Source organism: Cupriavidus sp. KK10, assembly GCF_018223725.1.
Lineage (GTDB): Bacteria > Pseudomonadota > Gammaproteobacteria > Burkholderiales > Burkholderiaceae > Cupriavidus > Cupriavidus necator.
The window spans coordinates 343,945-363,382 of record NZ_CP073678.1 but is presented as its reverse complement, the minus strand read 5'-3'; the positions used below and the strand labels follow the sequence as shown (position 1 = coordinate 363,382).

The window sequence follows — 19,438 nt, the reverse complement described above, 5'->3', positions numbered from 1 at the left end:
GCCTCTGATTGCTTGCCGCAAGCGTTCCTGTGACCAACACCCACAGACGGGTGGATTCGGTAAGGCGCGCAGCCACCTCATGGAGACATTGCCATGCCTACGACCAAGAGCGATTCGCAATTGGCGAGCGCGAGTGAGATCCGCGAGATTGTGGGTCCCGTTGACGGCGAAGTCATCACACGAATCCTGGAGATCGAGCCGACCGTTGAGGATGTGCGGCGGGCCTACCAATGGTTGCGAGCCGACGAACCTAGGTTGCGCAACCCTGAGTCCAGCTTAGGACGCAAGGCGGAAGATGTGTTCGAAATTCTGGACGACGAGCTGCCGGATTTCGATTCGTCGGGCCGCCCAGGGTAGCCGCCGGTCGGGGCATTGCGCGGCCGACGCTCGCTCCACGGTCCAATCTCATGGGCCATCAACGCAAACGATAGGCCGTGCGTGGTGCCTGACGCCGGCCGCATAGCCGGCAATGCTGATGAACCGGTAAGCCGCGCCGAGAATCGCGTGCTTCGCGACTTTGTAGTCCGTCGGAATCTGCCTACACTGGCAACAAATCGGCGCGGCGACCGTGTTCGCTTGCACGCTCGGTTTCGCTCCTGGTTTTCGCGATGCAACACATTGACTTTCCTCGCACCGAACCGCGTTTTCGTGCTGCCGACTTGAGCCTCGAATGCGCCGCTCGCGTGGATGGAACGCCCGCGTGCTATGCCATTACCGCGGAGGCGCTTGAGGATCACTTTGGGGCGCGCTCGCCTCGGCCAGAGGATCTGGTACAGGCCCTACAGGGACATCGCGATGATATTGAAAGCGTCGCACGCACCCTATTCGACTTGACTGGATCACGCAATATCGTGCTGCACAGTGGGCATTTCCGTTTCGCCCTGTGACGGCCGTGCATTGGGGATCGGATTGTTTGGGTGCGCCTGAACGGGCACACCCACTTGCGAGTTTTGGTTGAACGCCGTGGTGCCAGGTGGAGCATGCAAGAGTTTGTCCTTGGGTGTTTAGGCTCAGGCTACCCGACGCGGGCAACTTCAGCCCAACACCAACTGGGCCCCGGGGGAATGCGGCCGCAAGCGTGCTGGCGAGGCCCACGCGTGGGGAGGCCCTTCGTGAAGAGGAGTTGGATGTTGGCTGCAATCATCCCGCGGCGCGATAGGCTATTGCGGCCGACTGCGTTCAACACAGGGCGCGTTAGCCAGCCGGGGCACCCGACATACGACCACGTGGCTGCAAACACATTGCGGGGATGTCGTGAAACTGCTGGTGAGATACCAAAACATCGCCGAGGCTTCGCACGCGCGGTGCGAGCAGATGCTCACTGAGTCTGCTGCGCACTATCTCAAGCGTCATCTCAAAAGGTTCTTGGCAGAACGGGCGCTGCTGCGCGCCGATCTAGCGATGGACGCCGCCCACCCCTTCTATCATGTCAGGCTGCGGCTGGCGCTGCCGCGTGGCACGTTAGTCAGCACAGAAGACGGGAAGTCGATCCGAAGCGCGCTGAGGGCGTCGTTCGTCGACCTTGAGCGCCAGATCGAGCGCCACCTCGCACGCCTGCGCCGGGAGGATACTTGGCGGCGCAAGCAGCGCCGTGAGGGGCTGCGACGACTGAAGGCCGCCACCGCGGCGGCGACCCCGGCGGAATCGGCACGTTTCGACGAACAGGTTCGGGCACTGCTGTCGCCACTCCGAAGCTTCGCGCAGCGCGAGCTGTCCTATCTGCGGGCGCGCGGCGACTTGGCAGAAGCGGATCCGGCCTTGGACGATGTGGTCGACGAGACACTCACTCGCGCCCTCGAGCGACTGAACCAGGCCCCGCAGGTGGTACTGAGCGAGCATGAACTGCATGGGTTCGCGATGGCCGTGCTGGAAGCTGAGGTTGCGCGGCGGCGCAGCGAAGAAGGCCGCTGGGTCTCGCTCGAGGCCAAGGCCACGGATCTGCCGGCACGCCCTCATGATGAGATTGATGACGCGGTGTTCGAGTACTGGCAACCGGATGAGTTGCTGCGCATGGAAGACGTGGTGCCTGACGCTGCCATTAGCCCGGACGCGGTAGCCGCCCGGAACGAATTGCATGAGATCGTCGGCAAATTGCTATCGCAGCTGCCTAACCAGTGGCGTCGAACTGTGCTGCTAGCACGCGTAGACGACGTTCCAGTGAACAACATTGCACGCTTGCTGAACACACCGGAAGGCGAAGTGCGAAGCTGGCTGGATCATGCCGATGCCTTTCTCAAGGCCAGGCTCGAAGAGGTCGGGCTGTAACCCATGAGTGGGACTGGCCAGAAGCGACACAGGCGAGCAAGAGGCGGTACCGAGACGGAGGGCCAACTGGCTTACACCTGAGCGCATGTCGGGATTGGACGGGGGTAGGTGTCCCCTTGTTTTTGATGCAATTTGCCGGGATAGCTACCCCCCAGTATTCATGCGGGTTTCCGGCCATGCGCAGACCATCTCGTCGCACTTGCAGCAGCCAGAAAATGCTGCCGTGATTCTCGTCGTCGTAGCCCAGATCCGGCCCGCATGAGTGGGATGCCGCAACCGCAGATGTTGCTGGACATGGAGTCGTCGATGTCCTTATCGGAAGCGAACGCAGCCGTTCAGGCTTCCTGGAACCCACTTTGCGCCCGCAACATCTTCACCAAGCGCTCTCCGTGCTTCTGCGCATAGTCGTGGGCGAGCTTTTCAGCTGCTATCGCGTCACCTTGGAAGATTTCCGAGGCCATATGCTCATGCTCGGCATAGATGGCGTCTGAGTATTCCATCAGGGTTGTGGTCATCAGGATGTACAGCATTACCGGGTCGCTGATTATTCCGTACTGGACCATGAGTCGGCGATGCCGTGACAGTGCCACAACCGTCTCGTGAAAGGCTAGGTCGGACTGAGCGATCCGTTTGCGGTCCTTGTCCGCAATGGCGGACTTCAGATCCGCCAGAGCCTCACGCAGGCGCTTCCGACCAGCGTCGTCGATATTTGTCGCAACAAGGCGTGCGGGCATCCCTTCCAGGTTGCTACGCAGCGTATAGAGATCCTAGGCGTCTTCCGGCGAAAGTGAGACGACTTCCCATCCGGTGTAGGCGTGTTGGATCACAAAGCCCTCGGTAGCGAGGCTCTGCATGCTAGCCCGAACCGTCGAAACGGACAGGCCAATTTGCGTAGCAAGGGAGATCTCTGTGAGCTTTGATCCAGGTGCCAGATCACTGGAAAAGATGGCTCCCGGATCCAGTCGGCAGCCTGGCGGTCCAGGCTGCGCTTGTCAATTTCGATGCGAGTACTCATGCTTGTTTGTCCTGGTGGGCGGAAATGCGCACTCCATCCCAAGTGCAGGATGCCTGGCCCACGTGCCTGCTCTCTTGACGTAGCTCCGAATGGTTTGTCGTGATTGTGGTATCTCGGAAACTGATAGATGGCCGCTTAGGCCGGCGTGCCGCGGCCCTGTCGAAAATGGAAGAGGTCACGGCCCGGAGGCCATGCGTGCACGCGGGGACTTGGGAAGACCAAGATTTCTTGGCTGGCCGGGGCAACTTGATTACTCTTGTGAGGCGGTCATGGCACAGCAACTGTGACTGGCGGCGAAACTATTCAGCAGCCACTCCATCCCGGGGGCGTCACCCTAACGTGAGACGGTTGCGGCGCCAGTCCCGGGGTTGGCGCCGAGGAGAACTGGCGATGAGCGACGAGTTAAGGACCGACGGGGACAAGCTCAATCCTCTGCCGGCAGGGGACGCGAGCAGTTTCGACGACAGTGCGCTAGCTGAAGACCCGAGCGTGCGCGAGCACCCGCGCTACGACCAGATGTTTCCCGTGCTCTCCGAGGCGGAGATCGTCAGGGTGCGTCGCTTCGGCAGGCAATGCCACTATCCCAAGGGTGAATTCCTCTATCGCGCCGGAAACCTCTGCCCCGGCATGTTCCTGATACTTTCGGGGAAGGTCCGGATCGTTATTCGCGAGGGGGTAGGGCACCGGATCGTCCATACCTATACCGAGCGCGGCGAGTTCACGTCCGACATCACCCAACTGTCGAACAAGCCGGCAATCGTCGACGCGCTGGTCATCGATGACGTCGAGGCGGTCTTGCTGCGCCCCGACGCGCTCAGCGCCCTGGTGATCGGCGAAGCCGATCTCGGTGAGAAGATCATGCGCGCCATGATCCTGCGGCGCGTGCTGGCGATCGAGCGCGGGCGAGGTGTGGTGCTGGTCGGCGCTCCCTGCGATGCGCGGCTGGTGGCGCTGCAGGATTTCCTGCGTCGCAATGCATTCCCGAATATGGTGCTGGATGCGAAGCAGGACGCGGATGCCGTCGCGTTCCTGGAGCGCCTGACTCCGCAACCGGATGACTTCCCGCTCGCCTTCTGTCCGAATGGCACCGTGCTGCGAAATCCCGACTTGGGCCAGCTCGCTTCCTGCCTCGGACTGATTCCAGAGTTCGACCCCACGCACGTCTACGATGTGGCTATTGTTGGCGCCGGCCCGGCCGGGCTGGCGGCTGCCGTCTATGGCGCGTCGGAAGGGCTGTCGGTCGTGGTGCTCGACTGTCGCGCGCCGGGCGGCCAGGCCGGTAGCAGTGCACGCATTGAGAACTACCTGGGCTTTCCCACGGGCATCACAGGGCAGGCGCTGGCGGGTCGAGCGTTCGTGCAGGCGCAGAAGTTCGGGGCGCATGTCGGCATTCCCTGCGAGGTCAAGGCCTTGTACTGCGACCGGCAGCCGTTGGTGGTGGAGCTTGCCGACGCCCATCGCATCCTTGCGCGTACCGTGGTCATTGCCAGCGGCGCCGAATACAGGCGCCCCGCCGTGGACGGTCTGGCGCGCTTTGAGCGGAGTGGCGTCTATTACTGGGCGACGCCAATTGAGGCCAGGCTATGCCGCAAGGAACCAGTGCTGCTGGTCGGCGGCGGTAATTCTGCAGGACAGGCAGTGGTCTTCCTGGCCTCGCACGCGGAGCATGTGCACGTGTTCATCCGAGGGACAAGCCTGGCGCACAGCATGTCGCATTACCTGGTCGAGCGGATCGGCTCGCTGCCTAACGTGACAGTGCATACGCGGGTCGAACTTACGGCGCTGGAGGGGGAGGCGCGTCTCGAACGCGTCCGCTATCGCGGTGCCGGCGGTATCGAAGGTAGCCTGACTGCGCATCACCTCTTTGTCTTCATAGGCGCCGACCCTAACACCCGGTGGCTAGGCCATTGCGGCGTGTCGCTGGACAGCAAGGGCTTCGTTCTGACCGGTACCGATGTAACAGGAGCGCCGGTGCGGACGCTGCCCTTGCAGACCGGCGTGGAGGGGGTCTTCGCCATCGGTGACGTTCGTTCCGGATCGACCAAGCGCGTTGCGTCCGCGGTCGGAGAAGGTGCGGCCGTGGTAGGACAGATCCACCGGTTTATTGCCCGGAGCCCGGTGGATGTGCGAGAGACGAGATCGTCAGGTGGGATCGTCCCGCCAAAGCCGGCGTCATGATGGCCCCACTCTAGACGGGCCTATCCCTGATGCATTTGGGCGTACCTAAAAGAGACGCTGGAGGATGGCGACCCTCGGTGCGCGCTGATTTGTACCGACGTGTATCTTCATCATTGCCATATACCCAGCGATACGAAATTCGTGAAATCCAACACACAACTTGACTGTCGCAACATCAGCGATTCGACCACCTGCGCTGCAAAGACGTGGGGCCGATCGGGGCGCTGGCCAAATCGTGGGTTAGAGCCGACTGGATTCGCGACGCCATTTTTTCTGGCGACCTCGCGCCCGGTTCACGGCTGACCGAAATAGCGCTGGCGAAACAAATCGGCCTCTCGCGCTCGACGGTTCGCGCTGGCATGCAGCGCCTGGCCAGTGAGGGTCTTCTGATCCAGCACGCCTATACCGGATGGGAAGTCGTGTCGCTGTCGGCGGAAGATGCCTGGGAGCTTTACACGCTGCGCAGCAACCTGGAAGGCATGGCCTCCCGGCTGGCGGCCGCGAATATCGACGACGCCGGCCGCAAGAAACTACGAGCGGCACTGGCTGACCTGAAATCCGCCATCGCCGCCAACCGGTGATGCTCTACATCCTCATGACGACAAAACTGATGGAGTATTCCGAAGCGATATATGCCGAGCACGAGCATATGGCGTTGGCAATCCTGCAGGGGGGACACGGCGGAAGCCGAGAAACTGGCTCATGACTATGCACAGATGCATGGCGAGCGTCTGGTGAAGGTGTTGCAGACGCAAGGCGAGTTTCAGGAAGTATGAAGCGGAACGGCGCCGATGCATACAAAGCATCCGGCGTCGTCATTCATCAGGCGCTGGTCATCTTGCTCGTCTCAGTCGTAGTGCGCGGGAAGCACCTTAAGCTGTTGGGTCTGAGGCTTGTCATGGTTGATGAACAGCGTCGCCTTGTAGGTGGCCATCAGTTTCCCGACCTTTTCCATTGACGCGAGCGAACCCGCATTACTGGTATTCAGCGATGGCACGATGCTTCGCTCGAAGTTGCTTTCCAGATGCACCACGTCGACGATCAGTTTCGGCAGCGTCGACCAACCCTTGGGATCGTTGTACGCCGATTCCGGCACGCCGGTATCCCACAGTAGCCAATCCTTCCCGTGCTTGACCAGCCAGCAGGTCAACGAGAATTCGATGCTCTTTCCGACGTTCTCGCCCGGCGTCCAGACAGATTCGTCATTGGCAAGGGAGCGACCGCAGTCCACGCGGTACAGGATCAGCTTCAATGGCCAGCTTCTCTAGGGGAAGCTGGTCGCTGACCCTGATCCCTAGACCGCGAACACTTGTTCCGCTGGCGCAAAATTGTCTATCCACAGTGTGTCTTTGCAGAGAGCGTCGGCGCGCCTAAATTTGATTCTCATCGGAGCCGCCTTCGGCCTCGTCCGGCAAGCAAGCCGAATTCAATTCTCTGGAGCTTTCAATGAGCACATCTCAAAAGGTAGTAGTCGTTACCGGCGCCTCGCAAGGCATTGGCGCAGAGTCGGTCAAGGCATTTCGCGCACTTGGCTATCGCGTCGTTGCAACCGCACGCAGCATCCAACCGTCTTCGGACCCGAACATCGTGACGGTCGCGGGTGATATCGCCGACCCTGATACGGCACGACGCGTGATCGCCGAGGCGGTGTCGCGCTTTGGCCGCGTTGACACGCTGATCAACAACGCGGGGGTTTTCATCGCCAAGCCGTTCACCGGTTACACCGCGGAAGACTACGCCGCCGTAACGGGTGTCAATCTCCAGGGTTTCTTCTACATCACACAACTGGCGATCGCCGAGATGGAAAAGAACAAGAGCGGCCACGTGGTCCAGATCACCACAAGTCTGGTGGACCACGCCATCGAAGGTGTGCCGTCGGTCCTGGCCTCGTTGACCAAAGGCGGCCTGAATGCAGCCACCAAGTCCCTGGCCATCGAATATGCCAAGACTGGTATCCGCGTCAACGCCGTGGCGCCGGGGATCATCAAGTCTCCCATGCATGCCCCCGAGACCCATGCAGCGCTTGGCGCACTGCACCCCATGGGCCATATGGGGGAGATGAGCGACATCGTCAACGCCATCGTCTATCTGGATTCGGCGCCGTTCGTGACCGGGGAGATCCTGCACGTGGACGGCGGGCAGAGCGCAGGACACTAACTCAAAAACATCCGCCCGGGACGACTCGGTCCTTGACCGCACCCTGGCCGTTTCATTGACAAACACCATCTCAGGAGCACACATAATGTCCATCGACAATGTTCTCTATCGCGCGCAAGCCGAAGCAACCGGAGGTCGGGAAGGCCGTGCCGTCGCTTCAGAAAGCGGTCTGGATCTCAAGCTGACGCGGCCCAAGGGACTGGGCGGAAAAGGCGAGAAAGGCACTAACCCGGAAGAACTCTTTGCAGCCGGGTACGCCGCATGCTTCATTGGCTCCATGCAGTTCGTTGCCTCCCGCGACAAGATCGCGATTCCCGCCAACGCTTCGGTTAACGGGACCGTAGGCATCGGACTTATCCCCAATGGCTTCGGTATCGAAGTGGAGTTGAAGATCTCGTTGCCGGGCATGGAGCGCGAAGCAGCCCTGGACCTCATCAGCAGGGCGCACGTTGTTTGCCCCTACTCGAACGCCACGCGAAACAACATTGATGTAACGCTCACCCTCGTTTGAGGCGCAAGGCGGATCGGGCGGTATTGCGCTACGCAATGCCGCCCGACTCCTCACCAGATCTCCACCATGCATTGCGCAATCAGGTTGGTCGCTGGCGTACTCCTGATGTCACCATCCTCGGCATGACAGCGTACGTGGGGCGGCTCGTTCCCCCAAGTTTCGGACCGGAGGCATATGCCAGCCTCGAGCCGGCCCGCAATCCAGAGGCTGAGGTTCTCACCTGCAGGAACTCCCATTTTCCAGAGCAAGAGGCCCGAAGCGTCACCGCACCCGCGGAAGGTGGAATGCGAGGACGCATGTGCGTCGAGGCCTGAGCACCGCTGAGGAAGGTGCGAGATAAAGTCATCCGGGTAACCGTAGGGAGCGAACTGACGCGCATGCGTCGGATCGTCAACGCCACTGCATCGCCAAACTCGGCATCGGCGATCGCCCGGCCGCCTTCGAAAGCCGGCGTGATCATCGGCCCCAAGCATCCAGGGGGCGCTTTCGCCACTGGCATGCCGCCATCGGCAAGCGGCCCCAGGCACTCTCAATGGTGCGGAACAACTGATTTGCGGCCCACCCCGATGATCTCCCGAAGATCGTTGACCACAATAGCAAGCATCAACCCACTGCCTGGTCGTCGGGCAACACGCAGACTCAAGATATGTCCAAATCCATCAGCGCCCTTCCTGCTCCGGAGAACCTTGCCGGCGCCAGCTACGCAGCACGCAATGCCTCGTACTGGAAACGCAACCTGGCCGTGGCGACATTCGGGTCGTTCACCACGCTGGTCAGTCTCAGCATGCTGCTGCCGTTCCTGCCGCTCTATGTGGAACAGCTTGGCATCACGGCGCAGGCCGAGATCGTCCAATGGTCTGGTGCCGCCTTCGGGGTAACCTTCCTGGCGACCGCCATCACCGCGCCCCTCTGGGGACGATTGGCAGATCGCTTCGGGCGCAAGCCGATGCTGGTTCGCGCTGCGGTGGGTATGGCCATCGTGATGTCGATGATCGGACTTGCGCACAACGTCTATGAACTCGTCGCCCTGCGGTTTGCGGCGGGCCTGATCGGGGGCTATGCGTCCGCAGCCACGGTCATGATCGGCACGCAGGCACCGCCCGACCGCGCGGGATGGGCGCTTGGCGTGCTGTCCAGCGGTGCACTTGTCGGCAACCTGGTTGGCCCTCTCGTCGGCGGCCTGCTGCCGAACCTGATTGGTATTCGAGGCACCTTTTTTGCGGGCGGTGCGGTCATCGCGGTGGCGGCGTTGCTGACCATCCTTGTGGTACGCGAGGATTTTCAGCGGCCGGCGAAGCGGACAGATGGCCTCCCTGCCGACACGGGCGTGCGCCAGCACACCTCCCGCCTTCCCTTAATCGCACTTCTGGTAACCGCGACCATGGTGCTGCTTTCCAACATGTCGATTGAACCCATCATCACGATCTACATTGGTCAACTCGGCGTGCCTCATTCGCAGTTGGCCAGCACCGCAGGAATCGTCATGGCGAGCTCGGCGTTTGGCAGCGTCATGACCGCTTCACGGCTTGGCGCGCTGGCTGACCGAATCGGCGCCTGGAAAGTCATCATTGGTTGCCTGGTGGCGACGGCCATCGTCATGGTTCCCCAGGCGTTCGTCACCAACTGGTGGTCACTCGCCATTTTGCGCGGCCTGATGGGAATGACATTGGCCGGCCTGCTGCCTGCGATTGGGAAACTCGTGCGGCAGGCCGTAAAGGAGCACCAGTCCGGCAGGATGCTTGGCTATCTGCAGTCAGCCCAGTTTGCCGGTCAGGTAATTGGCCCGCTCATCGGCGGTCAGATCGGTGTGCACTTCGGCATGCGCTCCGTGTTCTTCGCGACAAGTGCGGTGTTGCTGGGGTGCGCCGCGTTCGATCGTTGGGTGAAAGCCCAGTGAAGGTACGGTGAGGGTTCCAGCCAGTTCAAAGGCGGTGCTGTCATCACCACACGCACTCCGGCGGCGACGGCAAGCGTTGCGTCGCGTCCCATGACGAGTAAGTCACCATCAAGGCACGGCGAAAGCGAACTCGCCAGTGCCTGCTCCCAGCGGTCGCCATATTGCCGAGGTCACCACCACACACCGCGCGTCGGGCGATCCGTCTGATGTGGCTCACTGATTGCGGCCGCGCAGTTGGATCGAATCGTCCCGCCGTCCATCGACGATGAGCATCGGCAGATTCTGGAGCTTCTGCAGACGTATCTCGACGCCCTCTACGATGGTGACGTTCGCACGTTACGGCTCAATGGCCGCCAATGCACCAGAGACAACCCGTCCTCGTTTTCGCCCAGGCGAAGGCGCGAAACACGCTGGACCTGTATTCAATGCTGCCAAGTAGCGGATTTTTTTCCCGCAGTACCAATTGTTTTTCTCGCCAAGCCTTTATCCAGGGCTCATGGTCAAATAGAGTTGATCGAGTGGGCACCGGTCACTGCCTGCGGCCCTGGCCGCCCGAACCGGCGCCACGGATGTCCCTTCCAGGGGCGCCCCCGTCGGACACAAACTGGCTGGAGCCAATATGTCTATTGATGAACGCCTTGCAGCGCGGCCTGTTTTTGCCGCCTCCCCCGCAACCCCTTGGTAGCTATACCGCGGTCAGCCAGGCCGGGGACCTGCTGTTTATCTCGGGACAGTTGCCGTTGCAGGATGGCAAGGTGGTCTGGCAGGGCCAAATTGGCTCGGACTTGACAGTCGAGCAGGGCAGGAGCGCTGCCGAGCTGGCGGCGCTCAACGTGCTGGCACAAATCAACGCTTATCTGGACGGCTTCGATCGACTGGACCATATCGTTCGCGTCGACGGTCACATCGCCAGCGCTCCGGGCTGGTTCGGACAGCCTGCGGTCCTGGATGGCGCGTCAGACCTGTTTCGTGACGTGCTGGCGGAAAAAGCCGGTCATGCGCGGACTATCTCGTCGCATTTGCAGCAACCTGGAGATGCAGCCGTGATTCTCGTCGTCATCGCTCAGATCCGGCCCGCATGAGTGCGATGGTTCCGCGGTGCTACGCCGAGAATTTTTCGACGAGGAAGTCGACGAAGACTCGTACCCGGCGCGTGACGCGGCGCGCGGACGGGTAAAGCAGCTCAAAGGGCCGCGAACTTCGTCCATACTCCCGCAAGACTTCCACGAGCGAGCCGTCGCGCAGGTCCTGTTCCACCACGAAGCGGCAGGTTTGGAATAGGCCGGCGCCGGCGCTCACCAGCGTTGCCCCCCAAGAATATCCTCTGACGCCGCATACGAGCCGGTCGTCACGATATCCGACTCATCGCCGTCGATCCGGAGAGTCCATGGAATCCTGCGGCCGCTGATCGGGGGCTCAAACTGGATGCACTCATGCCTGAACCTGCGGCGTGCCCGCACGCCGCAGGCATTGCTCGATGTAGACCCGCCCTTCGCCGGTCAGGCGAATCAGTCGCGTGGCGCGCACGAAAAAGGCGGACCCCAAGGCGCTCCTCCAGCCTCTGGGGTTGGAGCGAGTGAATATGTTTGCAGTAGACGAGCCCGCTCTGGAAGTACAACCATGGATTAGTTGTGGAATCCGCGCAGCGAAGACGCCAGAGTGTCTACCTGCGCTGCAAAATGTGGGGCTGATCGCGGCGCTGATGGAATCATGGTCTAGCTCGCGTCGTCCAGCTTGACCGCGAAACCTCGCTGTACACCGGGACGTGCCCACAATGTCTCATACCAGCGCTTGACGTTTGGGTATTGATTCAGCGAAATCTGATGGCGCTCGTGTCGCCACGCCCAGCCGAGAATTGCAAAATCGGCAACGGACAGCTCGCCTGCGACGAACTCCACTTTCGCAAGTCGGCGATCGAGTACCCCGTAGAGGCGGGACGTTTCCTCCGAGTACCGCTTGAGACCGTACTTCCGATCCACTTCTGATTCGACGGTGCGGAAGTGATGGACTTGGCCTGGCATGGGGCCAAAACCACCCATTTGCCACATCAGCCATTCAAGCACCGGTATGCGGTCTCTTAGGCTGTCAGGCAGGAATCGACCGGTCTTTTCCCCGAGATAGAGCAGAATCGCGCCGGATTCGAAGATGCTGGTTGACCGACCTTCGGGCCCGTCCGAATCGACGATTGCCGGGATCTTGTTGTTCGGACTGATGCGCAGGAAGTCCGGTGAAAATTGCTCGCCCTTCATAATGTTTACCGTTTTAACGGTGTAGGCCAAATTCATTTCCTCCAGCGCGACACTGATCTTTCGGCCGTTTGGAGTGTTCCAGGTGTGCAGGACGATGCTCATGGGATGCGTGTACGGTTTGTACGGTGCGCCGGCTTTGACGTCTCGCACCGCCATAGATAGCAGATAAGTGTAAAGACGCCCGTCGATCAGTCAGCCAAAGTCGGTCGAAGTTGTGATGGTCTCCCAGGCGCGGATTTCCCGTCCTAATTCCGCCAGGCGCGCTTCGACGAGCCGCCGTGCATCGTTGCCCAGCAGCAGATGGGTCGGCGGATCGTGGGCGTCAATGAGCTGAAGGAGCGCAATGGCTGCCTTGGCCGGATCACCGGCCTGGTGGCCGCTGTATTCCTGCCGGCGCTCGCGCACCGGATTGAATACCGCGTCGTAGTCCGCGATGGAGCGCCCGGAGCGGACCATCGAGCGTCCGGCCCATTCCGTGCGGAAAGACCCTGGCGCAACGGCCGTGACTTTGACGCCGAGGTCTCGGACCTCCTTGGCCAGTGCATCGCTGATGCCTTCGAGCGCGAACTTGCTGCCGTTGTAGTAGGCGACGCCGGGCAAGCCCACGTAGCCGGCCATCGACGTGATATTGACGATATGGCCACGGCGCCGCTGGCGCATGAAGGGCAGCACGGCCTTGATCATGGCCACTGCGCCGAACACGTTGACCTCGAACTGGCGGATCAGTTCGGCCAGCGGCGACTCCTCCAGGATGCCCTCGTGGCCATAGCCAGCGTTGTTGACCAGCACGTCGATCGGGCCCCACTGTTCTTCAATCCCGCGCACGGCAGGCTCGATGTCATCAAAGCGGCTGACGTCTAGGATGACCGCCTTGGCCCGCGTGCGGTGCAGCGACTTGAACGCAGTGCAATCGTCCTTGCGCCGCACGGTGCCGACCACGCGGTGCCCGGCCTGCAAGGCTGCTTCCGAAAAAGCGCGGCCCAAGCCGCCACTGGCACCGGTGATCAGAAACGTCTTCGTCGAGTTTTTCATTTGGGACTCCGCGCGGAGATAGTGCCAGCTGAAGCGGCTGTGTTGAGGCCTTGAACGGGAGGATTGCGAACTTACCGGCCCGCGCTGAAGCCGCCATCCACCGGCAGCACGGTGCCGGATACGAAGTCGGCCTTGGCCAGGTAGAGCACCGCGTCGCTGATCTCGGTGATGCTGGCAATGCGGCCCAGCGGATGCAGACTGCCCAGGGCCGCATGGGTTTCGGGTGCGTGCATCGGCGTGTCTACGACACCCGGGGCGACAGCGTTGACTGTCACGCCGTGGGGCGCCAGTTCCAGCGCGAGTGCCCGTGTGGCTTGGTTGATGCCACCCTTGAGGGCCACCGCCAGCAGCGCTGGAACGTTGCCGTGTGGCTGCAGTGCCAGCGAAGCGGTGATGTTAATGATCTTGCCGCGTTTGCGCTCGCTCATGTGCCTGGCCGCTTCCTGAGAGGGATACAGCACACCCTTCAGGTTGGTGGAGATCTGCTCCTCGACTTCGGCCGGTGTGAACTGCACAAACGGCTTGGCCGTGAAGATGCCGGCGTTGTTTACCAGCACGTCAACCTTGCCAAACCTGGCAACAGCCTGTTCGAAGACCCGGCGAGCCGATTCGGGGTTGCCGACGTCGCCCTCGACGCCTAGGAAGCGCTCGCCGGCGTCCAGGCGCCCGGCGGTGGCCTGCAGGCGCTCGGCGGAACGGCCGGTGCCGACCACGTTGTAGCCCGCCTTGAGGAAGGCTTCGGCCAGCCCCAGGCCGATGCCGCTGGTTGCGCCCGTGATGATGACGGTGTTGTCAGAGTTGCTCATGATGTATCTCCGGTAGTTTCGGATTCGGGTTCAGGGGCCGGTGTTGAACTCGAAAGCCGTCACCGGTGTGGAAGTACTGTAGGGCCGCGGTGGCCCGCAAAAAATAGGATTTGCTACACTTCTCCTATTACACGGCGTAACGGATATGCACCGGCAATTTGACGACGTCCTGCTTGGTAGCATCGAACTGTTCTGCCTGGCTGCCGAGGCCAGCAGCTTCACGGCGGCCGCCAATACGGCCGGCGTGACGCCTGCAGCGGTCAGCCGCTCGATCTCGCGCCTGGAGAAGCGCCTCGGCGTGCGCCTGTTCGTTCGCTCCACGCGAAGCATCCGCCTGACCGAAGGTGGCAACATCTACTTCGAGCAATGCCGTGCCGCGCTTAACCAGTTGATTGAGGCCGAGCGCAAGGTCACCGGGGAGCAGGTGCAGCCCTCTGGAACGATCCGAATCAGCGCGCCCACGACGTACGGCCATTACCGACTGCTGCCACTGTTGCCGGCGTTCCGCGCGAGGTACCCGCTGATCAGGGTGGAGGCGCACATCAGCAACCGCAACATCGACTTCCACGAAGAGAACTTCGACGTTGCGATTCGCTTCCGCACGCAGCCGGACTCGACGCTGGTATCCCGCCATATCGAAGACGCGGCCCTGGTGGTGGTGGCGAGTCCCACTTATCTCAAACGAGCGGGGGTGCCCAAGGCCCTGTCGGATCTGGAGCAGCACGAGTGCATCGAGTTCGCGCTACCGAGCAGCGGGCGACAGATCTCGTGGCTGTTCAAGGAGGATGGTCACGAGAAGGAGATCCTCTCCTCAAGCAACTACATCTGCGCGGAAGATGTGCTTGCCGGCGTGACGCTGGCAAAGGCGGGCGCGGGACTCTTCCAGACCTACCGCTTCATTGTCGAGAAGGATCTCGCCGATGGCGGGCTTGTCGAAGTTCTGCAGCCGTTTGCCGGGCGCTCACGCCCCGTCAGCCTGATCTATCCGCACGGCCGTTCGCTGCCATCGCGCGTACGCGCGTTCGTCGAGTTCCTGTTGGAGTACGCCCGATCGCCGGCGACCTGAGCTTGGTCAGTGTAGGTCCTGATACCTTGCAAAGGCGTCGGTCGAACCTTGATTAATCTTTTTGCGCCCACACTGACCGGCGCATGTGCACATTGGGCAGCAGCGGTTAGAGAGCGAGTTTTCGCGTAAGATATTGCCGCTTGATCCGGGCCTCCATATGCTTGTTTCGCTCGCGCTGTTCGGCACTAATAACGCAGAACTGCCTCTCGAACAGTTACAGAGTCCGCCGACTAAGAGGGCGCGATCGTCTTCATGACTGATGATCAAGCAGTGCCACGGCCTGTTCCCAGTCGGGCGTGTCAAAACCTTCGGTGAGGGCACCCTGGATCCCGGCCAGGCTTTGCAGTGCTGCCTCATTGTTTCCTTGTCGTTGCAATAGCCGCGCAAGGCCCAAGGTTGCCCGAAACTCCAGCCACCTGGCTTCCTGGTTGTGGGCCACCGCAATCGCTTTGCGGAAGCAGGCCTGCGCATCGTTGTCCATCGCGGGCCCAGCGACTTGGAGCATCATTTCGCCCTTCAGTCGGTGTAATTCCGCCTCGTAGTAGCGTTCGCCGGTACTGTCTGCGAGGGCCATGGCGTCCGCCAGCAGGCTCAGTCCAGTTTCGGGTTTGCCAACGTTCGCACGAATTTCTGCCAGGAGCGCGAGAAAGTGTGACTCTGCAAACCTGGCCCCTGTGGCGCGATATGCCGTCAATCCCGCACGCATCTGCGCGATTCCTTGATCGCTGTTTCCTTGCGTGGCAAGCGCCCAGCCCTGAAGGACGGTTGCCCACGCCAGCCATAGTGGGAATCCTTGCTCGGTCGAGAGTGCAATGGCTGCCTCGGAGCATTGTTGCGCGAGTTGAGCCTCCCGCCGAAGCTGATGCAGTTGCGCCATAAAGACCAGGGCTTGACCCAGGCCAAATGGATGGGCCAGTTTGCGCGCGAGCGTCAGCGCTTCCTGGCCCCTTGAATAGGCCTGATCAGGATAGCCCCGATACCACAGGACATGGGCTGAGATCGAGTACGCGCGCACCTCCGGGTCGACACCATGAAGGTTCGGATGGGCACAACTCGGTTCCTTACCATAGAGCGCAAGCGCCTGGCTAAAATGGGCGCTGGCCATGCTGAACTCGCCCAGGAAAAGCAAGGTGGAGCCGAGCGAGACGTACGCCTCTCCCAGCAATTCCGGGTCATGGGCATGCTCTGCCAGGCCGAGCAGCCGCTTGCCGAGCTCCTGCGCCTTGCCGTGCTCGGCACGCAAAGTGAAATACGTGCGCAGTCCCAATTGCGTAGGGAAGAGCTGCGGCGTTTCGCCAACCTCCCCGCACAGCGCAAGGGCTCGGCTATAAGTCGCCTCCACCTCGGAAGAGGCAAAACCTCTGGCAGCAACCAAGGCCGGACCGATGGCGAGCTGCAAGGTGAGTTCCCGACGCGTGCGCTCGAGGGTATCGGGCAGGCGGTTTAGCAATGACAAGGCCATACTCAGGTGATGTATTGCTTCGAGGTACGCCGACCGCTGGAGGGCTTGCTGTCCCGCGCAATGAAGGTACTCGACGGCTTTCGGATGGTTGCCGCTCAGGCTGTAGTGGCGCGCCAGCTCGCCGCAGCGGTCCCTCAGTTGATGGCGGAATAGTGTTTCGATGGCCTGAGCCGTTCGCTCATGCAGTTCGCTGCGCTGCTCCGTGAGCAGAGACCTGCCGGCAACTTCCTGGGTCAGGGCATGCTTGAACATGTACTCCATATCGGGAAATGCGGGCCGCTCGTATATGAACTCGCCAGCCTCGAGGCGAGCCAGGAGGTCGTGCAGTTCTTCGCCCAATGGCGGCACGATCCGCTCGATCAGACTTAACGAGAACTCCTTGCCGATCACGGCAAGGGTTTGCAGCAGCTTCTTCTCTGCATAGGGAAGCCGATCTATGCGAGCGGCAAGAACGCCCTGCACCGTGGTCGGGATATGCAGCTCGGTTGGGGTCTGCTCAACGCGGCAATGTCCGGGTTGGCCAAGCAGTACCTTTTCTTCGGACAGGGTCTGCACGACCTCTTCCATAAAGAAAGGGTTGCCCTCCGTCTTCTCAAGGATCAGCCCTTTGAGCGGATCAAGTTCGGGATCGGCCCCAAGCAGCGCGGTGAGCAATCCCTGCGCCTCGACCTTGCCCAACGGATCGAGCCGAAGCTGGGTGCAGTAGGTCTTGTGGCCCCAGCCATGCTGATACTCCGGGCGGTAGTTCAGGAGGAGAAGAATTCTGGCGCTCGGTAGGCTGTCGATCAGCACGTCAAGGAAGGCCTCGGTTTCACTATCCAGCCATTGCAGATCTTCGAACAGGATCTCAAGCGGCTGTTTGAAGCTCTCGCGCACGAACATTTGCGTGATGGCATCAAATGTGCGCCGGCGCCGGATATCGGGATCCATATTCGGCAGGGATGAACCGGGCTCGGTAATACCCAACAGATAGAGCAGGTAGGGCGAGAGATCCTCAAGCGCGCGATCAAGTGTGATCACCTTGCCGGCAACCTTTTCCCGGCACATACGTTCATCGTCCTGCGCGCCGATCCTGAAATAATTCTTCACAAGCTCAATAAGCGGCAAACAGGCGAAGGACTTGCCGTGCGAGACCGAGAAGGTCTCCAGTACCAGGCAGCCCCGCCGCGAAATCCCCTTGAACTCATGGAACAAGCGGGATTTTCCGGCCCCGGCCTCGCCCACGACCCCAATACCCTGGCCATGTCCCGCCTTGGCGCTGTCCAATGCCACCTGCATTTGCTCCAGCTCGGCCTGGCGCCCGACGAACTGTGCCAGACCTCGACGCTCCGCTACCTGCAAGCGCGTCCGCAGTGCCCCAAGGCCGAGTACTTCGTAAACGGCGAGTGGCTCAGGGATGCCTTTCAGCTGGGTGGCTCCCAGGGCCTTGAAGTCGAAGTAACCCTCGTTTAGCCGGCATGTTGCCTGGCTCACGAGAATGGAAGAGGGTGCAGCGATGCTTTCCATACGGGAGGCGATGTGAATCGTGTGCCCCACGGGGTCGTAGTCCGTGCGCAAGTCATCCTTACGGATGGAGCGCACCACCACCTCGCCCGTGTGGATCCCTACCCGGATCTGTAGCGGTATGCCGCGCTCCAGGCGGATGCGGTCACTATGACGGCGCATAGCCTCCTGCATGCGCAGCGCCGCGTACAGCGCCCGCTGCGGATGATCCTCGTGAGCAATCGGCGCCCCGAACAGTGCGAGGATGCCATCACCGAGGGACTTCGCCACGTAGCCTTCATAGTGGTGCACGGAGTCCATCATCAAGGCGATGACTGGGTCGATAAGGCGGCGAGCCTCTTCCGGATCCAGATCGTGAATCAGGGCCGTGGATCCGGCCATATCGGCGAACAGCGCGGTGATAGTCTTGCGTTCGCCGGCGGTTGCTCCCCTGGCCTCCATGGCAGCCTGCTCTGCGAGGATGCGCTCGGCCAGGTGCAGCGGGGTGTAGTGAATAGGGGCGGCGGAGGCAAGCTTCTCTGCCCGGGGCGCGCCTTCAGTGGAACCGGTCAGCGATACGCCGCATTCGGCACAGAACTTGGCGAGGGGGCTCGATTCATGTCCGCAGTTCGGGCAGGGTCGAACAAGGCGAGCGCCGCACGCTTCGCAGAACTTGGCGCCGTCGGGGTTCTCCGATCCGCAATTTGTGCAGCGCATATGCCACCCCGATTTCTTCGGCCCGACTCTGGGTGATTAGACGCCTTCCCTGCATCGCGATCAAGCTTGGTCAATGTCAGCAGTGAGTCTCTTTGAGCGCCTTGGATCACATGATCTGGAAGGTTTCCTCGTCTATGTTGCGCTACGTCGACGCCGGGCGGCACCACTCTCCCTACTCATCCATGTGGGTATATAGCTTGTTGACGATGCGCCATGCGCCGTCAGCCCTGAGCAACGACAGGAAGTTGAAATAGTTGTTGCCGGTTACTCTTACACGGACTTTGGCCGAAGCAATGTTGCCGATCACGTCGATGGACAGGATCGACATGCCATAGGGATCGTTGCGCGATGCCGGACTTTCGCGATTGGCCACGCCGTCGAGATAGATGTCGAGTGCCTTCTGTACGATCTCGCCGCGGACTTCGGCGAATAGCTGTGCCTTGGGGTGGAAGGTGGACTGCAATGCGCGGACGTCGCCGTCATAGAGGGCATCCAGGTAGATCTGCAGCAGTTCCAGGATTTGCTGATGGTCGTCGTCGACGGACGGCAGAGTGCTTCTGTTAGACACGATGCGTTCCTTTGGGAAGTGGGCGACGGGGCT

The 19,438-nt window shown here is 61.2% G+C and carries 17 protein-coding genes and 4 pseudogenes; 11 read left to right on the top strand and 10 right to left on the bottom strand.

The window, feature by feature from the left end:
• The first annotated feature begins 93 nt into the window (after positions 1 to 93).
• The 4 genes and pseudogenes from KB879_RS32900 to KB879_RS40550 all read left to right on the top strand — a co-directional run.
• A complete protein-coding gene (locus tag KB879_RS32900) occupies positions 94 to 357 on the top strand; it encodes a hypothetical protein (RefSeq protein ID WP_211983654.1) in 264 nt (87 codons plus the stop codon).
• A gap of 251 nt (positions 358 to 608) precedes the next feature.
• Positions 609 to 887, top strand: a complete 279-nt coding sequence (locus KB879_RS32895; protein ID WP_211983652.1) for a DUF1488 domain-containing protein — start codon at positions 609 to 611, stop codon at positions 885 to 887.
• A gap of 367 nt (positions 888 to 1,254) precedes the next feature.
• Entirely contained in the window at positions 1,255 to 2,265 is a 1,011-nt protein-coding gene (locus tag KB879_RS32890) for a sigma factor-like helix-turn-helix DNA-binding protein (protein ID WP_211983650.1), read from the top strand.
• A gap of 169 nt (positions 2,266 to 2,434) precedes the next feature.
• A pseudogene (locus KB879_RS40550) lies at positions 2,435 to 2,527 on the top strand (RidA family protein); the annotation flags it as partial.
• Positions 2,528 to 2,600: 73 nt separating this feature from the next.
• Here the strand turns inward: KB879_RS40550 and KB879_RS32885 are convergent.
• The gene (locus KB879_RS32885) at positions 2,601 to 2,999 is read right to left on the bottom strand and encodes an FCD domain-containing protein (protein ID WP_211983646.1); all 399 of its coding nucleotides are present in this window, start codon (positions 2,997 to 2,999) and stop codon (positions 2,601 to 2,603) included.
• A gap of 33 nt (positions 3,000 to 3,032) precedes the next feature.
• Positions 3,033 to 3,152 carry a hypothetical protein gene (locus KB879_RS40545; protein ID WP_371827486.1) on the bottom strand — a complete coding sequence of 40 codons (120 nt, stop codon included), beginning with the start codon at positions 3,150 to 3,152 and terminating at the stop codon, positions 3,033 to 3,035.
• A gap of 518 nt (positions 3,153 to 3,670) precedes the next feature.
• Here KB879_RS40545 and KB879_RS32875 point away from each other — a divergent pair.
• Positions 3,671 to 5,458 carry an FAD-dependent oxidoreductase gene (locus KB879_RS32875; protein WP_211983643.1) on the top strand — a complete coding sequence of 596 codons (1,788 nt, stop codon included), beginning with the start codon at positions 3,671 to 3,673 and terminating at the stop codon, positions 5,456 to 5,458.
• A 206-nt stretch (positions 5,459 to 5,664) separates the two neighbouring features.
• Entirely contained in the window at positions 5,665 to 6,039 is a 375-nt protein-coding gene (locus tag KB879_RS32870; RefSeq protein ID WP_249221480.1) for a GntR family transcriptional regulator, read from the top strand.
• Between the two features lie 266 nt (positions 6,040 to 6,305).
• Here KB879_RS32870 and KB879_RS32865 read toward each other — a convergent pair whose 3' ends face one another.
• Entirely contained in the window at positions 6,306 to 6,710 is a 405-nt protein-coding gene (locus tag KB879_RS32865; protein WP_211983641.1) for a hypothetical protein, read from the bottom strand.
• 194 nt (positions 6,711 to 6,904) lie between these two features.
• On the opposite strand from KB879_RS32865, the gene KB879_RS32860 reads away from it, so the two are divergent.
• On the top strand, positions 6,905 to 7,615 hold the full coding sequence (locus KB879_RS32860) for an SDR family NAD(P)-dependent oxidoreductase (RefSeq protein WP_211983577.1): 711 nt from the start codon (positions 6,905 to 6,907) through the stop codon (positions 7,613 to 7,615).
• Between the two features lie 85 nt (positions 7,616 to 7,700).
• The gene (locus KB879_RS32855; RefSeq protein ID WP_211983639.1) at positions 7,701 to 8,126 is read left to right on the top strand and encodes an organic hydroperoxide resistance protein; all 426 of its coding nucleotides are present in this window, start codon (positions 7,701 to 7,703) and stop codon (positions 8,124 to 8,126) included.
• Positions 8,127 to 8,481: 355 nt separating this feature from the next.
• Here KB879_RS32855 and KB879_RS39685 read toward each other — a convergent pair.
• Positions 8,482 to 8,649 (bottom strand): annotated as a pseudogene (locus KB879_RS39685) (acetamidase); the annotation flags it as partial.
• A 219-nt stretch (positions 8,650 to 8,868) separates the two neighbouring features.
• On the opposite strand from KB879_RS39685, the gene KB879_RS32850 reads away from it, so the two are divergent.
• Both KB879_RS32850 and KB879_RS32845 read left to right on the top strand, forming a co-directional pair.
• Entirely contained in the window at positions 8,869 to 10,023 is a 1,155-nt protein-coding gene (locus KB879_RS32850) for an MFS transporter (protein ID WP_371827462.1), read from the top strand.
• Between the two features lie 619 nt (positions 10,024 to 10,642).
• A pseudogene (locus tag KB879_RS32845) lies at positions 10,643 to 11,105 on the top strand (RidA family protein).
• Between the two features lie 19 nt (positions 11,106 to 11,124).
• Here KB879_RS32845 and KB879_RS32840 read toward each other — a convergent pair.
• From KB879_RS32840 to KB879_RS32825, 4 genes and pseudogenes are all read right to left on the bottom strand, one after another.
• Positions 11,125 to 11,490, bottom strand: a pseudogene (locus KB879_RS32840) (LysR substrate-binding domain-containing protein); the annotation flags it as partial.
• Between the two features lie 248 nt (positions 11,491 to 11,738).
• On the bottom strand, positions 11,739 to 12,374 hold the full coding sequence (locus KB879_RS32835) for a glutathione S-transferase family protein (RefSeq protein ID WP_211983633.1): 636 nt from the start codon (positions 12,372 to 12,374) through the stop codon (positions 11,739 to 11,741).
• 90 nt (positions 12,375 to 12,464) lie between these two features.
• Entirely contained in the window at positions 12,465 to 13,304 is an 840-nt protein-coding gene (locus KB879_RS32830; protein ID WP_211983631.1) for an oxidoreductase, read from the bottom strand.
• 71 nt (positions 13,305 to 13,375) lie between these two features.
• Positions 13,376 to 14,110 carry an SDR family NAD(P)-dependent oxidoreductase gene (locus tag KB879_RS32825; RefSeq protein ID WP_211983629.1) on the bottom strand — a complete coding sequence of 245 codons (735 nt, stop codon included), beginning with the start codon at positions 14,108 to 14,110 and terminating at the stop codon, positions 13,376 to 13,378.
• 145 nt (positions 14,111 to 14,255) lie between these two features.
• Here KB879_RS32825 and KB879_RS32820 point away from each other — a divergent pair, with 145 nt between their 5' ends.
• Positions 14,256 to 15,176, top strand: a complete 921-nt coding sequence (locus KB879_RS32820) for a LysR family transcriptional regulator (protein WP_211983627.1) — start codon at positions 14,256 to 14,258, stop codon at positions 15,174 to 15,176.
• 250 nt (positions 15,177 to 15,426) lie between these two features.
• Here the strand turns inward: KB879_RS32820 and KB879_RS32815 are convergent, their stop codons facing one another.
• Both KB879_RS32815 and KB879_RS32810 read right to left on the bottom strand, forming a co-directional pair.
• Complete coding sequence (locus KB879_RS32815; protein ID WP_211983626.1) at positions 15,427 to 18,837, bottom strand: adenylate/guanylate cyclase domain-containing protein; 3,411 nt, start codon at positions 18,835 to 18,837, stop codon at positions 15,427 to 15,429.
• A gap of 172 nt (positions 18,838 to 19,009) precedes the next feature.
• Positions 19,010 to 19,405: a nuclear transport factor 2 family protein gene (locus KB879_RS32810; RefSeq protein ID WP_249221479.1), complete on the bottom strand. Its 396-nt coding sequence runs from the start codon at positions 19,403 to 19,405 to the stop codon at positions 19,010 to 19,012.
• Positions 19,406 to 19,438: the final 33 nt, after the last annotated feature.

Coding starts and splice junctions, on each gene's coding strand:
- KB879_RS32895 (WP_211983652.1), top strand. CDS start 609: ATGCAACACATTGACTTTCCTCGCACCGAACCGCGTTTTCGTGCTGCC.
- KB879_RS32885 (WP_211983646.1), bottom strand. CDS start 2,999: ATGCCCGCACGCCTTGTTGCGACAAATATCGACGACGCTGGTCGGAAG.
- KB879_RS32830 (WP_211983631.1), bottom strand. CDS start 13,304: ATGAAAAACTCGACGAAGACGTTTCTGATCACCGGTGCCAGTGGCGGC.
- KB879_RS32825 (WP_211983629.1), bottom strand. CDS start 14,110: ATGAGCAACTCTGACAACACCGTCATCATCACGGGCGCAACCAGCGGC.
- KB879_RS32855 (WP_211983639.1), top strand. CDS start 7,701: ATGTCCATCGACAATGTTCTCTATCGCGCGCAAGCCGAAGCAACCGGA.
- KB879_RS32860 (WP_211983577.1), top strand. CDS start 6,905: ATGAGCACATCTCAAAAGGTAGTAGTCGTTACCGGCGCCTCGCAAGGC.
- KB879_RS32835 (WP_211983633.1), bottom strand. CDS start 12,374: ATGAGCATCGTCCTGCACACCTGGAACACTCCAAACGGCCGAAAGATC.
- KB879_RS32875 (WP_211983643.1), top strand. CDS start 3,671: ATGAGCGACGAGTTAAGGACCGACGGGGACAAGCTCAATCCTCTGCCG.
- KB879_RS32900 (WP_211983654.1), top strand. CDS start 94: ATGCCTACGACCAAGAGCGATTCGCAATTGGCGAGCGCGAGTGAGATC.
- KB879_RS32815 (WP_211983626.1), bottom strand. CDS start 18,837: ATGCGCTGCACAAATTGCGGATCGGAGAACCCCGACGGCGCCAAGTTC.
- KB879_RS32820 (WP_211983627.1), top strand. CDS start 14,256: ATGCACCGGCAATTTGACGACGTCCTGCTTGGTAGCATCGAACTGTTC.